General features: G+C 45.8%; 12 protein-coding genes. All 12 read left to right on the forward strand.

The genetic code is table 11. The features are described 5' to 3' along the window. Window position 1: 1 nt before the first annotated feature. The 12 genes from ricA (at window position 2) to AXI59_RS16800 (ending at window position 15,157) form a co-directional block, all read left to right on the forward strand. Window positions 2–433, forward strand: a complete 432-nt coding sequence (gene ricA / locus AXI59_RS16745; protein WP_061528769.1) for a regulatory iron-sulfur-containing complex subunit RicA — start codon at window positions 2–4, stop codon at window positions 431–433. A gap of 251 nt (window positions 434–684) precedes the next feature. Then, entirely contained in the window at window positions 685–1,230 is a 546-nt protein-coding gene (gene cotE, locus AXI59_RS16750; protein ID WP_061520596.1) for an outer spore coat protein CotE, read from the forward strand. Between the two features lie 122 nt (window positions 1,231–1,352). After that, complete coding sequence (gene mutS / locus AXI59_RS16755) at window positions 1,353–3,938, forward strand: DNA mismatch repair protein MutS (RefSeq protein ID WP_061528864.1); 2,586 nt, start codon at window positions 1,353–1,355, stop codon at window positions 3,936–3,938. A 15-nt stretch (window positions 3,939–3,953) separates the two neighbouring features. Then, on the forward strand, window positions 3,954–5,831 hold the full coding sequence (gene mutL, locus AXI59_RS16760; RefSeq protein ID WP_061528770.1) for a DNA mismatch repair endonuclease MutL: 1,878 nt from the start codon (window positions 3,954–3,956) through the stop codon (window positions 5,829–5,831). Between the two features lie 937 nt (window positions 5,832–6,768). Continuing rightward, window positions 6,769–7,446: an MBL fold metallo-hydrolase gene (locus AXI59_RS16765; RefSeq protein ID WP_061528771.1), complete on the forward strand. Its 678-nt coding sequence runs from the start codon at window positions 6,769–6,771 to the stop codon at window positions 7,444–7,446. 326 nt (window positions 7,447–7,772) lie between these two features. After that, on the forward strand, window positions 7,773–8,642 hold the full coding sequence (fabD, locus tag AXI59_RS16770; protein WP_061520599.1) for an ACP S-malonyltransferase: 870 nt from the start codon (window positions 7,773–7,775) through the stop codon (window positions 8,640–8,642). A gap of 136 nt (window positions 8,643–8,778) precedes the next feature. Then, on the forward strand, window positions 8,779–9,753 hold the full coding sequence (locus tag AXI59_RS16775; RefSeq protein WP_061528772.1) for an acyltransferase domain-containing protein: 975 nt from the start codon (window positions 8,779–8,781) through the stop codon (window positions 9,751–9,753). Between the two features lies 1 nt (window position 9,754). After that, a complete protein-coding gene (gene fabD, locus AXI59_RS16780) occupies window positions 9,755–11,995 on the forward strand; it encodes an ACP S-malonyltransferase (RefSeq protein ID WP_061528773.1) in 2,241 nt (746 codons plus the stop codon). A 68-nt stretch (window positions 11,996–12,063) separates the two neighbouring features. Beyond that, a complete protein-coding gene (locus AXI59_RS16785) occupies window positions 12,064–12,312 on the forward strand; it encodes an acyl carrier protein (RefSeq protein ID WP_061520602.1) in 249 nt (82 codons plus the stop codon). 53 nt (window positions 12,313–12,365) lie between these two features. After that, on the forward strand, window positions 12,366–13,628 hold the full coding sequence (locus AXI59_RS16790) for a hydroxymethylglutaryl-CoA synthase family protein (protein WP_061520603.1): 1,263 nt from the start codon (window positions 12,366–12,368) through the stop codon (window positions 13,626–13,628). Next, window positions 13,625–14,398, forward strand: coding sequence for an enoyl-CoA hydratase/isomerase (locus tag AXI59_RS16795; RefSeq protein ID WP_061520604.1), 774 nt, complete (start codon window positions 13,625–13,627; stop codon window positions 14,396–14,398). Before AXI59_RS16790 ends, AXI59_RS16795 begins: the two co-directional genes overlap by 4 nt. 9 nt (window positions 14,399–14,407) lie before the next feature. Further along, on the forward strand, window positions 14,408–15,157 hold the full coding sequence (locus AXI59_RS16800) for a polyketide synthase (protein ID WP_061520605.1): 750 nt from the start codon (window positions 14,408–14,410) through the stop codon (window positions 15,155–15,157). The last annotated feature ends 10 nt before the right edge of the window (window positions 15,158–15,167 follow it).

The following is a 15,167-nucleotide window of genomic DNA, read 5'->3' on the forward strand; positions in this document are numbered from 1 at the left end:
AATGACGCTTTACTCTAAGAAAGACATTGTACAGCAAGCCCGGAATCTTGCGAAAATGATCTCGGAAACGGAAGAAGTTGATTTTTTTAAACGCGCGGAGGCGCAGATCAACGAAAATGAAAAAGTATCGTCGATTATTAGTCAGATTAAGGCCCTGCAAAAGCAAGCCGTCAATTTAAAGCATTATGAAAAGCCTGAAGCATTGAAGCAAGTTGAAAATAAAATTGACGCTTTGCAGGAAGAGCTGGAGGGCATTCCGGTCATTCAGGAATTCAGAGATTCCCAGCTTGAGGTCAACGATCTTCTGCAGCTTGTGGCACATACGATTTCCAACCAGGTCACAAATGAAATCATCACATCGACCGGCGGCAACCTGCTCACGGGAGAAACCGGTTCAAAGGTGAAACATTCGAATAACAGCTGTTCCTTTTAACACGAGGCCTTTAAAAGGCCCCGTGTTTTTTTTGCTTTTAAATGAACTAATTAAACTATGAACTAAATATTCTATAATGGTTTTTGTCCTTTTCCCGCGCGAAACTTATCAGACTTAAAAGTAAAGTTTCTGGGCAGGGCTGCATACAATGAAACAGAAACTTTGTATTTTTATATTTTCTTTATAAAAATGCACATTAGACGAATGCCCAGCATAAGATATCACGAAGAAGAACAAGGAGGCATAACGGAATGTCTGAATACAGAGAAATTATTACGAAAGCGGTAGTTGCGAAAGGCAGAAAGTTCACTCAATGCACCAATACGATCTCTCCCGATGAAAAACCGTCAAGTATATTGGGCGGCTGGATTATCAACCACAAGTACGATGCCGAAAAAATCGGAAAAACGGTAGAAGTTGAAGGGTATTATGATATAAACGTCTGGTACTCTTACTCCGACAATACAAAAACAGAGGTTGTTACTGAAAGAGTTAAATATGTAGATGTTATCAAGCTCAGGTACAGAGACACAAATTACTTAGATGATGAGCACGAGGTAATTGCAAAAGTGCTGCAGCAGCCAAACTGTCTTGAAGTGACCATTTCTCCTAACGGAAATAAAATCGTCGTTCAGGCTGAAAGAGAATTTTTAGCTGAAGTGGTCGGTGAAACGAAAGTGGTCGTTGAGGTGAACCCGGACTGGGAAGAGGATGATGACGACGATTGGGAAGATGATCTTGACGAGGAATTAGAGGACATTAACCCTGAGTTTTTAGTTGGAGATCCTGAAGAATAAAAAAGAGGCTAGGGGAGTTAAGCACCCCAAGCCTCTTTTTTATATGAAGATATCACTCTTTCGTTTATGTTATAATGGGATGCGGAATAGAGAAACGTTGATACATAGTGAGGGATTAAATGATGGCTAGTTATACGCCTATGATACAGCAATATTTAAAGATAAAGGCAGAGCACCAAGATGCCTTTTTATTTTTTCGGCTTGGTGATTTTTATGAAATGTTTTTTGATGATGCGAAAAAGGCTTCACAAGAGCTTGAGATTACACTGACAAGCCGTGACGGCGGTTCGGCCGATAAAATTCCGATGTGCGGCGTGCCGTATCATTCTGCGGCCGCTTATATCGAACAGCTGATTAAAAAAGGATATAAAGTGGCGATTTGTGAGCAGACAGAAGATCCGAAGGCGGCAAAAGGCGTAGTCAAGCGTGAAGTCGTCCAGCTGATCACACCGGGAACCGTGATGGACGGAAAAGGCATTCACGAGTCGGAAAACAACTTTATCGCTTCCGTATCTGAATTTCCAAACGGCTACGGACTGGCATTATCAGACTTAACGACCGGAGAAAATTTAGCCGTTTTTATTGAACGGATTGAAGATGTCATGTCGGAAATTTATTCAGTCGGCGCAAGGGAAATCGTTGTTTCAAGCAAGTTTGACGAAAAGACGGCGGCTCAGCTGAAAGAGCGGTGCGGCGCAACGATCTCAATCGAAGACGGAAAAATCGAAGAGCGGATTGACATTGCGAAGCATCTGCCCGGTGAAGAGCTGACAGAAACCTTTATGCGTTTATATACGTATTTGCAGAAAACGCAAAAAAGGAGTCTGGATCATCTTCAGCCTGTCCAAGTATATGAATTAGAAGAAGCGATGAAAATCGATCTGTATTCAAAGCGGAATCTTGAGCTGACTGAGACAATCCGTTCTAAAAATAAAAAAGGGTCATTGCTCTGGCTGTTAGACGAGACGAAAACAGCCATGGGAGGCAGGCTTCTTAAGCAGTGGATCGACCGTCCGTTAATCAGGGCGGCGCAAATCGAAGAGCGGCAGGAAATGGTCGAAACGCTGATTAACCATCTGTTTGAGCGTGAGGATCTGCGCGAGCGGCTGAAAGAAGTTTACGATTTGGAGCGTCTCGCGGGCCGTGTTGCATTCGGCAACGTGAATGCACGGGACTTAATCCAGCTGAAAGAATCTTTAAAGCAAGTGCCGAGCATTAAACAGCTTGTGGCATCTCTCCAGCATGAAAAAGCGAAAGAGCGTGCCCGCCTGATTGATCCGTGCACCGACCTGCTTGAGCTGTTGGAAGAGGCGTTATACGAAAACCCGCCGTTATCTTTAAAAGAAGGAAACTTAATTAAAGACGGCTATCACCAAAAGCTTGATGAATACAGGGATGCCAGCAAAAACGGAAAAGACTGGATCGCCCGCCTTGAACAGCAGGAACGCGCATATACGGGCATTCGCTCGTTGAAGGTCGGTTTTAATAAAGTATTCGGCTACTATATCGAGGTTACAAAAGCAAATCTTCATTTGCTTGAGGACGGACGATATGAGCGGAAGCAGACGCTGACGAATGCCGAACGGTATATTACACCGGAATTAAAGGAAAAAGAAGCGCTTATCTTAGAAGCGGAAAACAACATCTGCGAGCTGGAATACGAGCTTTTTGCCGAATTGCGTGAAAAGGTGAAGCAATTTATTCCGCGCCTGCAGCGCTTGGCGAAACATATGAGCGAACTCGATGCCCTGCAATGCTTTGCGACGATCAGTGAAAGCAGGCATTATACGAAGCCCGTCTTTTCTGAAAATGAGGTCAAAGTGATTGAAGGAAGACATCCCGTCGTTGAAAAAGTGATGGACAGCCAGGAATATGTGCCTAACAATTGTATGATGGGCGAATCAAGAGAAATGCTCCTGATCACAGGGCCGAATATGTCAGGAAAAAGCACGTATATGAGACAAATCGCCCTCCTTTCCATCATGGCCCAGATCGGCTGCTTTGTGCCCGCAAAAGAAGCGGTCCTGCCGATTTTTGACCAGATCTTTACGAGAATCGGAGCTGCGGATGATTTAATTTCCGGACAAAGCACCTTTATGGTGGAAATGCTGGAGGCGAAAAACGCGATAGTGAACGCCACAGAAAACAGCTTGATTTTGTTCGATGAAATCGGCCGCGGCACCTCAACATACGACGGAATGGCGCTTGCGCAGGCAATTATTGAATATGTTCATGATCATATCGGCGCGAAAACACTGTTCAGTACGCATTACCATGAACTGACAGTGCTTGAGGATAAGCTTCCTCAGCTGAAAAACGTCCATGTGCGCGCCGAGGAATACAATGGGACGGTCGTCTTTCTCCATCAAATAAAGGAAGGGGCCGCTGATAAGAGCTACGGCATTCATGTCGCCCAGCTTGCCGAGCTTCCGGATGATCTGATCAGCCGGGCGCAAGAAATCCTGAAAGAGCTAGAACAGTCAGAGAATAAACCGGGACTCCAATTGCCAGAGGAGAAAAAAACTGCTGTGAAAGAACAACCGGCCCAGCTGTCCTTCTTTGAAGAAGGGGAGAAGGAAAGCGCGGTTCCTGCCATGTCTAAAAAAGAAAAACAAGTGCTGGAAGCCTTTAAAACGATCAATATTCTCGATATGACACCGCTTGAAGCAATGAACGAGATGTACAAGCTCCAAAAGAAATTAAAATAGAAAGAGGTGATGGACTTGGCAAAAGTCATCCAGCTGTCTGATGAACTTTCAAACAAAATAGCGGCCGGCGAGGTGGTGGAACGGCCGGCCTCTGTCGTCAAGGAATTAGTGGAAAATGCGATTGACGCAAACAGTACAGTCATTGAAATCGACATTGAGGAAGCGGGGCTTTCGTCCATTCGGGTGCTCGATAATGGCGAAGGGATGGAAACCGATGACTGCAAACGGGCTTTCCGCCGCCATGCGACAAGTAAAATCAAAGATGAAAACGACCTGTTTCGGGTAAGAACACTCGGTTTCCGCGGAGAAGCTTTGCCAAGTATCGCGTCAGTCTCACATTTGGAAATAAAAACGAGCGTCGGTGAGGGAGCGGGAACGCATCTCATTCTCCAAGGCGGGAATATCATTTCTGAAAAGAGATCCTCAAGCAGAAAAGGAACGGAAATCGTCGTCACCAATCTGTTCTTTAATACACCGGCCCGTTTAAAATATATGAAAACCGTGCATACGGAGCTTGGCAATATTACGGATGTCGTTAACCGGATTGCCCTCGCGCATCCTGAAGTATCCATCCGCCTCCGCCATCAAGGGAAAAATCTGCTGCAAACAAACGGCAACGGAGATGTACGCCACGTGCTGGCGGCGATTTACGGGACGGCGGTCGCTAAAAAAATGATACCGCTCCATGCCAGCTCACTCGATTTTGAGGTGAAAGGGTTTATTGCGCTGCCGGAAATCACGCGCGCATCCAGAAACTATATGTCGTCAGTCATTAACGGAAGATACATTAAAAATTTCCCGCTTGTCAAAGCGGTGCATGAGGGCTATCATACGCTTCTTCCGATCGGCCGCCATCCGATTACGTTTATTGAAATCACGATGGACCCGATATTGGTCGATGTCAATGTTCATCCGTCAAAGCTTGAGGTCCGCCTCAGCAAAGAGACAGAGCTGCACGAGCTGATCCGTGACGGCATTAAGGATGTATTTAAGCGGCAGCGGCTTATTCCGAGCGCCCAGCTGCCGAAGAAATCAACGCCGCCGCCAATAAAAAACGAACAGCAATTTATGACGTTTGACGAAAGCGCCCATGATCGAAAGCTCCCTGAAAAAACATATGAGCCGTCCTACTCCCCGCTGAAGCTGAGTTCGGTTGTAAAAGAGCCTGAGCCGGTAAAAGAAGAAGAGGTTCTCGCAGAAGAAGCAGAACATGAGATACTGCCCGAAATCGAACGGCCGGAAACACCGGAGCCGCTTCCTGAAGTGCAGGCTGCCCCAGAGGAACCGGTCTATGAGGGAGAGCCGTCAGAAAGAGTCCCGGTCATGTATCCGATCGGCCAAATGCACGGGACATATATATTAGCCCAAAATGAAAACGGCCTGTACATCATTGACCAGCACGCCGCCCAGGAACGGATTAAATATGAATATTTTCGGGAAAAGGTCGGGCAGGTTGAGGCTGAGGTGCAGGATATGATCGTGCCGCTCACCTTTCATTATGCTGCAAATGAAGCGCTTATCATCGAACAGCATCAGCAGGAGCTTGAAAGCGTCGGCGTATTTTTAGAAGCGTTCGGCTCCAACAGTTACATCGTCCGCTGCCATCCGGCCTGGTTTCCGAAAGGAGAAGAGGCCGAGCTGATTGAAGAAATCATTCAGCAGGTGCTGGATGCCAAACAAATCGACATTAAAAAGCTGAGGGAAGAAGCGGCCATTATGATGAGCTGCAAAGGCTCGATCAAAGCGAACCGCCATCTGCGCAACGATGAGATCAAAGCGCTGCTGGACGACCTGCGCGGCACAACAGACCCATTCACATGCCCGCACGGCCGCCCGATTATCATTCACCACAGCACATACGAGATGGAAAAGATGTTTAAGCGCGTGATGTAGAAGCGCCGATATGATCACCCAAAAACGTACGGACACTGTGTAAATCAGTGTCCGTTTTTTGTTGGTTCAGTATATATGGTGCGGCAGGAAAACAACTTGTGGGACAGGCAGGTGCATAAAGGTGGGACTAAGCAAATGATAACATTAAGCCGCAAGAAGAGTTTCTTCTTGCGGCTCGGAACATGCTAATGGTTATTGAACAGTGACATATACTTTCCCGAGAACGGGCCTATCTTGCTTTAGTAAAGTAATAGTAGCCGAGCCCTTCTTACACCTTTAACTACTCCGCCCTGTGTTACAGTTGCTGCACCGCTCGAATCAGAGGAATAGTAATAGGCTGCCGGGTTAGAAATGTCTCGTGTTTCTCCTGCTTTTAATGTGATGGAATAGTCTTGAACCTTAATCGGGCCTGAGACAACAATAGAATTAGATATTTTCTATATTTTTCCTTGTTAATAATTGTTAAATTACTGTGAACAATTTACGCAGAACAATACGGGGGAATTTATAGACTGTTTCCTTGGGCATTAAGTAAGTTATGTCATCATACTTCAATCGGTTTAAAATACTATTCTAATATTAATGTTATAACATTTTGATAAATTGAGGTTACGATGGTAATGATTCGTAATTACCAGTTCGTTAGTCGTGCTTTTTCATTTTGTTTTTCTCACTAACTAAAGCTCAAATACATCCTTCATTTTCTGAATAAAATTCCCTAAAGTATTCAGGTGAATGAACATTCTTATTTCCTTATATATTAAGATAACATATTGCCGAAAAGCCTCCGATTGGGTCTTTTTGTTGATGTAAACAGTTTTTTTATCTTTACCGGAAAATCCATGGAAAATCAATCTGCCATCTGATAAAGTGGAAACAGTAGGCCGGGCGGAAGAATCATTTGTATGTCCGGATATTACAAATAGGAATGGTGACAATGGATCATACATATGAAGTTCATCAAATCAAAACATTTCACCAGATGTGGTCCAACTATTGTTATATCATCGCGGATCGTGCCAGAAAATCTGCGATAGTTGTTGATCCGTCGTGGGAAATCGATAAAATTACAAATACGTTATATGAATTGGATGTTGATTTATCCGCTATATTATTGACTCATTCGCATTATGACCATGTGAATCTCGTAGAGCCTTTGCAGCAGATCTATCATTCTGATGTGTACATGTCGGCAGAAGAGATCAGCTTTTATCAATTTCGGTGCAAAAATTTAATAGCTCTCGAAGACGGACAGATTTTTGCGGCGGGAGGCTTTGTGATCAGAAGTATACTGACCCCGGGACACACGGCGGGAGGGATGTGTTATTTGCTTTCTGACCATCTTTTTACAGGGGATACAGTGTTTATTGAAGGCTGCGGCATATGTGAGGACAGAGGCAGCTCTGCTGAGGATATGTTTGACAGTATACAGCGGATCAAAGCCCTCATTCCCCCTGACGTGCGGGTGTACCCGGGGCATTCATTCGGAGAGGAGCCGGGCCAAAAGATGGACCGCCTTCTGAAGTATAATATTTATTTTCAAATTGATAAAAAAGAACATTTTGTGAATTTCCGAAACAGAAAAAATCAAAAAGGACTGTTCGATTTTAAATAACGTGTTTGTATTGGTTATTTTTGAAATTTAGTGCTATTTGACTATTCTGGCTTATATCTGAAAGGAAAGCTATAAATGATTGTTACCTGTTTTCGGGCGGGATTTTGCTGAGTAACAGGGGTTTGCGAGATTGTGCGCAAAATGTGTCGAATGGGTCGTTCTGCTTATTTTCATTTCGAAAGCCCTGAATCGTCTGCCGGCTAGGAGAAATTAGGCATTCTGAAGGGGCTGCCGTAGGAGAAATTAACTTGACATGGTATTTTTGTGAAGTTACTATCAACATGAACATGCTTTCTATCTAAATCCGAGAAAGGATGGCTGAGAAAATGATCACATACTTATTCCCGGGACAAGGTTCTCAGAAACAGGGAATGGGCAGTTCACTTTTTGACGAATTTAAAGAATTGACTGAGCAGGCTGATGAAACGCTCGGATACTCTATGAAACGGCTTTGTTTGGAAAATCCGTATTCTAACCTTCACAAAACACAATTCACTCAGCCTGCTTTATATGTTGTCAATGCGTTAAGCTACTTGAAAAAAATCCAAGAAACAAACATTCAGCCCGATTATGCAGCCGGTCACAGTCTGGGAGAATATAATGCACTGTTTGCAGCGGGTGCATTTGATTTTATCACGGGCTTACAGCTTGTCCGCAAAAGAGGCGAATTAATGAGTATGGCCACCGATGGAAAAATGGCCGCCGTGATGGGTTTAACTGAAAGCCAGGTTGCGGACGTACTCCATACCCGTGAATTACATACGGTTGATATTGCCAATATCAATTCCCCTCATCAAGTTGTCATTTCTGGACGTAAAGAAGATATTGAAAGGGCAAAAGCAGTGTTTGAAGGAATAAAAGATGTTACGATGTTTCACCCTTTAAACGTGAGCGGCGCTTTTCACTCCAGATATATGAGCGAAGCAAAAGAAGAGTTCAAAAAATTTTTACAGTCTTTTCATTTTTCTGCTATATCAATTCCTGTCATTTCGAACGTACATGCCAGACCTTATGAACAAGACGGAATCCGCTCGGTTCTGGCCGATCAGATCGACCATTCAGTCCGATGGAACGAAAGCATCCATTACCTGATGAACAAAGGCCGGATGGAATTCGAAGAAGTAGGCCCGGGCCATGTGCTGACAGGTCTCATTCACCGCATTAAAAAAGAAACTGAACCTTCGGGCGCCGTTTAGCGGCACTAAGGAAAAAGTCATTACCTTTCACATTATGTGCAAGTCAAAAATCATCATGACCACCCTCATTCGCACACGACATCATGAATCTCATAAATCAATATTTTAAAAAAATAAGCAGCTAAAAGGAGAACAAATGAATCAGCCAATTGTTTTCATGTTTTCTGGACAGGGCTCCCAATATTATCAGATGGGAAAAGAACTGTTTAACCATAACCCCGCTTTTCGGCAGAAGATGCTGGACATGGACGATTTTGCTGCGAGGCGTACCGGTTTATCTGTGATAAAAGAGGTTTATCATTCGGCCAAGCGGCTGTCTGATCCGCTTGACCGCATTCTTCTTACTCACCCCGCGATTTTTATGGCTGAGTATGCACTTGCTTACGCGATGGAGAAAAAGGGCATCCGTCCAGATTTCGTCATCGGGGCGAGTCTCGGAGAATACGCCTCGGCTGCCGTATCTGGTGTACTGAGCGCCGAAGATGCCTTGGATTGCGTGCTGGAACAGGCCAAAATCATTGAAGAAACATGCCGCAAAGGAAGTATGCTTGCGATACTTGGCGATCCGCAATTATATCAAGAATATCCAATGTTATATGAGCAGAGTGAATTGGCTTCTGTTAATTATCATTCTCACTTTGTCATCTCCGGAGAACAGGAAAAGGTAAGAGAGATGATGGAATTTCTGAGAGAAAAGCAGATTCCTCATCAGCTTTTACCGGTTTCGTATGGATTTCACTCAGCGCTGATTGACCCGGCGGAGCAGCAGTTTAAACGCTTTTTAGACACAAAGTCAATGCAGCCTCCTTCGATGCCTTATATTTCCAGTATGTCCGGCGGCATCGTGACAGACGTCCAAAAAGATTTTTTCTGGGATGCAGTAAGAAAGCCGATCCGATTTCGTGAAGCGCTTCAATATGCAGAAAGCCGTCAGCAAGGCGTGTATATTGATGCGGGACCGTCCGGAACGTTGGCGGCGTTTGCCAAACAGCTGCTTCCGGCAGATTCGGCAGAACGCATCCGCACAATCATGACGCCGTTTCATAAAGAATTAAGCCATTTACAGCAAATAGAAGACATCATTTTATCATCGCCCGGAAGGAGACAATGAGATGATTACCTTTGTTTTTCCCGGCCAAGGTTCTCAGCAAAAAGGCATGGGGGCCGATTTATTTGATCAGTATCCCGAGCTGACTGCAAAGGCCGATCATATTCTCGGATACTCGGTGAAAGAGCTGTGTCAGGATGGGGAACGTTTACATCAAACACAATTTACCCAGCCGGCGCTGTATATCGTCAACGCTCTCTGGTATTTGAAAAAGACTGAGGAAACCGGACTGAAACCGGATTTTGCGGCGGGACACAGTTTAGGAGAATACAACGCTTTATACGCAGCGGGTGCATTTGATTTTGCCGAAGGCTTACAGCTTGTCAAAAAAAGAGGGGAGCTGATGAGCCGCGCATCAGGAGGCGGCATGGCAGCCGTGATCGGCCTGAATCATCAGCAAGTGACAGACGTTTTAAGAGAATATCAATTACATATGATAGATATCGCCAATATCAACACACCTCAGCAAATCGTGATTTCCGGATATAAAGAAGATATTGAAAAAGCCGCAGCCGTATTTGAAGCGGTCAAAGGCGTAAAAATGGTCCATCGCTTAAATGTCAGCGGAGCCTTCCATTCAAGATATATGAGTGAGGCGAAGAAGGAGTTTACACATTTTATTGAGTCCCTTCACTTTAATCCGCTGTCGATTCCCGTTATTTCAAATGTGACGGCAAGGCCGTATGAACAAGCAAGGATAAAGGAAACGCTGGCGGAACAAATCAGCGGCACGGTGAACTGGACAGACAGTATCCGGTTTTTAATGGGCAGACAAGACATGAGCTTTGAGGAGATAGGACCGGGAAAAGTGCTGACCGGGCTTATTCAGAGAATTACGGCTGAAGCAGAGCCGATTACAGAAGAAGCAAAAGCTCAGGCCGTCACGGCCCGGCCTGCTATTAGAGCGGCGTCATTAGGAAATGAAGAGTTTAAACACGATTATCAGCTGACATACGCTTATCTGGCCGGCGGTATGTACCGCGGAATCGCATCAAAAGAAATGGTCGTTAAACTGGCTAAAAAAGGCATGATGGGTTTTTTCGGAACAGGCGGTTTAAGCATCCCGCAAGCTGAGGACGCCATTTTGTCGATTCAAAACGAACTTCAGCACGGCGGCTCCTTCGGCATTAATGTCGTACACAATATGAAGCATACAGATTCAGAAGAAAAAATGATTGACCTTTTACTGAAACACGGTGTCATAAATCTGGAGGCATCGGCATTTTTAACGGTAACTCCCGCTTTAGTAAGGTTTCGCGCTAAGGGATTAAAGCGCGGTAATGATGGTAAGGTTATTCCCCGGCACCGTATTATTGCCAAGCTGTCACGCCCTGAGGTAGCGGAAGCGTTTTTAAGTCCGGCCCCTGAACATCTCCTTCAAAAACTGGAGGCGGAAAATAAAATTACGTCTGAAGAAGCAGACCTAATGCGGGAAATCCCGGTTGCGCATGACATCTGCGTGGAAGCGGACTCGGGCGGCCATACAGACGGGGGATCCGCCTACAGTCTTATGCCGGCGATGCTCCTGCTGCGGGACGAAATAATGAAGAAATATCAATATGATAAAACGATCCGGGTCGGAGCGGCAGGCGGAATCGGGACGCCGGAGGCCGCAATGGCGGCATTTATGCTGGGGGCTGACTTTATTCTGACCGGCTCGATTAATCAATGCACCGTTGAAGCCGCAACGAGTGATAAGGTAAAGGATCTTCTGCAGCAGATGAATGTACAGGACACGGCTTACGCGCCCGCAGGGGATATGTTTGAATCAGGCAGCAAAGTGCAGGTATTAAAGAAAGGGCTGTTCTTCCCGACACGCGCCGGTAAGCTGCATGAATTGTACCAGCGTTACAGTTCACTTGAGGAAATCGACGAAAGAACATTAACTCAAATTGAACAAAAATATTTCAAGCGCAGCATAAGAGACGTTTACGAAGAAGTGAAGGCACGTCTTACAGATGAAGAGATGTTAAAGGCTGAACGGAACCCGAAACATAAAATGGCGCTTGTATTCAAATGGTACTTCAGACAGAGCTCTTCTTTGGCGATTACAGGAGACCCGGCAGCGAAGGTGGATTACCAAATTCATTGCGGACCGGCATTAGGCGCATTTAACCAATGGGTTAAAGGGACGGAACTGGAATCATGGAAAAACCGGCGCGTTGATGACATCGGCTGCCGTCTTATGGAAGAGACAGCTTCGCTTTTAAATAAAAAAATAAATGCATTTCTGGAAACGTGTTGACAAGACGAAATGATAGGTTGAAAACATGGAATATTCATAAAACGAAAGAGATTAAGGGGGAAATGTCAATGAATAAAGAGAGGATTTTTGAAATGCTGCAACGCAATATATATGAGGTTTTGCCTGAATTAGAAGGCCGGGAGCTTTCATTTGAAGACCGCTTAGCTGATTTAGGGGCGGATTCGGTTGACAGGGCTGAGATTATAACGATGATGCTGGAGGATTTATCGCTGCAAATTCCACGCGTTGAGCTGACAGGAGTTACGAATATCGGCGAATTAGCAGAAAAACTGTATGAAAAAGTGCAGGCTGTCTGATTTAAAAAAACGAACGAAAACGGGAATTTAATACATACGTGGAGGCGAAGATCATGGCTGCGGCCGGAATAGAAGCAATCAATGTGTTTGGCGGTACGGCTTATCTCGATGTCATGCAGCTGGCGGCATACAGAAATTTAGACCCTGCCAGATTTGAGAATTTACTGATGAAAGAAAAAGCGGTGGCGCTTCCGTACGAAGATCCCGTTACATTCGGTGTTAATGCGGCAAAGCCGATTATTGACCGTTTGACAGAGGCGGAAAAAGACCGGATTGAACTGCTGATTACTTGTTCGGAATCGGGCATTGACTTCGGAAAATCACTCAGTACATATATTCATGATCACTTAGGCCTGAATCGGAACTGCCGTTTATTTGAGCTGAAACAAGCCTGTTATTCGGGAACGGCGGGTTTTCAGATGGCGCTCAACTTTATTTTGTCTCAAACGTCCCCGGGGGCGAAAGCGCTTGTTGTTGCGACTGATATTTCCCGGTTCTTAATTGCAGAAGGCGGTGACGCGTTAAGTGAGGATTGGTCTTACGCAGAACCGAGTGCCGGAGCGGGTGCGGTTGCCTTATTGGTAGGCGAAAATCCGATCGTTTTTCAGGCTGATGCGGGTGCAAACGGCTACTACGGATATGAAGTGATGGATACGTGCCGCCCCATTCCCGACAGTGAAGCGGGAGATGCAGACCTGTCACTGATGTCTTATCTCGATTGCTGTGAACAGACGTTTCGGGAGTACAAAAACCGCGTGCCGCTTGCCGATTACAAGGATACGTTTCACTATTTGGCCTATCATACGCCGTTTGGCGGCATGGTAAAAGGCGCGCACCGCACGATGATGCGCAAGCTCGCGAAAGCGAAAAGCGCTGAGATTGAACAGGATTTCCAAAGCAGAGTAGAGCCGGGATTGCGCTATTGTCAAAGGGTCGGAAATATTATGGGAGCTGCCGTTCTTTTGGCGCTGGCAAGCACCATCGACCAAGGGACATTTGAAACGTCAAAGCGGATCGGCTGTTTCTCCTACGGGTCAGGCTGCTGCTCGGAATTTTACAGCGGCATCGTTACGCCTGAGGGACAAACACGGCAGCGTTCATTTGGAATAGAAGAGCATCTGAACAATAGGTACCGGCTGTCAATGGAAGAGTATGAAGAATTATTTAAAGGGAGCGGCATGGTGAAGTTCGGCACCCGTAATGTAAAGCTGGATATGAACATGATACCGGGCATCTTAGGCCATCACGAAGGAAGCCCGCGTTTATATTTAGAAGAAATCAGCGAATTCCATCGGAAATACAGGTGGCTGCCGTGACCTTTGACACAATACAGGTCCGCTTTCAGCAAAATGTCTGCTTCATTACCTTATACCGCCCTGAAGCCAATAATACGATTAATGACCGTTTAGTGGAGGAATGCCTGCATGTCCTTTCTGAATGTGAGGCATCGGTTACCGTTGTAGTGCTTGAAGGGCTGCCGGAGGTGTTTTGTTTTGGCGCTGATTTCGGCGAGATGTATCAGAAGATGAGGCAGGGGATTCAGCATGCGGAAACGCAGGAGCCGCTGTACCGTTTATGGCTGGCATTAAAGTCCGGGCCGTACATTACAGTCGCCCATGTCCGCGGAAAAGTAAATGCCGGAGGGGTCGGCTTTGCAGCTGCCAGCGATATTGTCATTGCGGACGAGACCGCTTCATTCAGCTTATCTGAACTGTTGTTCGGACTTTTTCCGGCTTGCGTTCTGCCATTTTTGATTCAGCGGATCGGGTCCCAAAAGGCGCATTATATGACGATCATGACAAAACCCGTTTCTGTCCGGCAGGCGCTTGAATGGGGACTTGCGGATGTTTGCAGCCCGGAAAGCGGCGCGGAGCTGAGAAAGCATTTGCTTCGCCTCCGCCTGCTGTCGAAAAAGGCCGTCATCCGCTATAAACAATACATGGACTCGCTGAACGACCTTGTTTATCGCTCTAAATCAAACGCTTTAGCGGAAAACCAAGCTATGTTTTCAGACCGGGATAATCAAGCGGCCATTGTCCGTTACGCAGAAACGGGCCGGTTTCCTTGGGAAAATGAAAACAGTTAGGAGGATATGATGCCGCACGCTGCAGTAGAACTGCTTGAGATCCAACCGGATATTATCCAAGTGACAATGCAAGACAGAGCTCACAAAAATGCCTTTTCACAAGAGCTGACAGATGGATTAATGGAGGCGTTTGAACGGATACAGGCATCTTCAGCCTATAAAGCCGTTATTTTAACCGGTTATGATAATTACTTTGCTTCCGGAGGCACGCAGGAAGGGCTGCTCAGAATTCAGCAGGGCATTACGAAGTTTACAGAAGACCGCATGTACTCGTTGGCGCTGGAATGTGATATTCCCGTCATTGCCGCTATGCAGGGCCATGGAATCGGCGGCGGGTTTGTCATGGGGCTGTTTGCTGATTTTGTCATTTTAAGCAGAGAAAGCGTATATACCGCAAACTTTATGAAATACGGGTTTACCCCCGGAATGGGCGCTACATTTATCGTCCCTCAGAAGCTCGGCTTCAGCCTTGGGCATGAGATGCTGTTGAACGGCGGCCATTACCGAGGCGGTGAATTGGAGAAAAGGGGAGTTCCTTTTCCGGTGCTGCCGCGCCAGCAGGTATTAAGCCATGCGAAGGAATTGGCCCGTGAGCTTGCAGAAAAGCCGCGAAATTCTTTAATCACATTGAAAAAGCACTTAGTGGCGCCGTTTCGCGAGCAGCTGCCTGCCGTTATTGAAAAGGAATTAATCATGCATGACAAAACCTTTCATGATGAAGAAGTGAAAAAACGGATCACGACCATGTACGGAGTGTAAAAATACATCA

Origin of the sequence: Bacillus nakamurai, assembly GCF_001584325.1 — a bacterium.
Classification (GTDB): Bacteria; Bacillota; Bacilli; order Bacillales; family Bacillaceae; genus Bacillus; species Bacillus nakamurai.

What these genes read in the sequence shown, in the direction of transcription:
- ricA (WP_061528769.1), top strand. Translation starts at nt 2, where the DNA reads ATGACGCTTTACTCTAAGAAAGACATTGTACAGCAAGCCCGGAATCTT.
- cotE (WP_061520596.1), top strand. Translation starts at nt 685, where the DNA reads ATGTCTGAATACAGAGAAATTATTACGAAAGCGGTAGTTGCGAAAGGC.
- mutS (WP_061528864.1), top strand. Translation starts at nt 1,353, where the DNA reads ATGGCTAGTTATACGCCTATGATACAGCAATATTTAAAGATAAAGGCA.
- AXI59_RS16765 (WP_061528771.1), top strand. Translation starts at nt 6,769, where the DNA reads ATGGATCATACATATGAAGTTCATCAAATCAAAACATTTCACCAGATG.
- fabD (WP_061520599.1), top strand. Translation starts at nt 7,773, where the DNA reads ATGATCACATACTTATTCCCGGGACAAGGTTCTCAGAAACAGGGAATG.
- AXI59_RS16775 (WP_061528772.1), top strand. Translation starts at nt 8,779, where the DNA reads ATGAATCAGCCAATTGTTTTCATGTTTTCTGGACAGGGCTCCCAATAT.
- fabD (WP_061528773.1), top strand. Translation starts at nt 9,755, where the DNA reads ATGATTACCTTTGTTTTTCCCGGCCAAGGTTCTCAGCAAAAAGGCATG.
- AXI59_RS16785 (WP_061520602.1), top strand. Translation starts at nt 12,064, where the DNA reads ATGAATAAAGAGAGGATTTTTGAAATGCTGCAACGCAATATATATGAG.
- AXI59_RS16790 (WP_061520603.1), top strand. Translation starts at nt 12,366, where the DNA reads ATGGCTGCGGCCGGAATAGAAGCAATCAATGTGTTTGGCGGTACGGCT.
- AXI59_RS16800 (WP_061520605.1), top strand. Translation starts at nt 14,408, where the DNA reads ATGCCGCACGCTGCAGTAGAACTGCTTGAGATCCAACCGGATATTATC.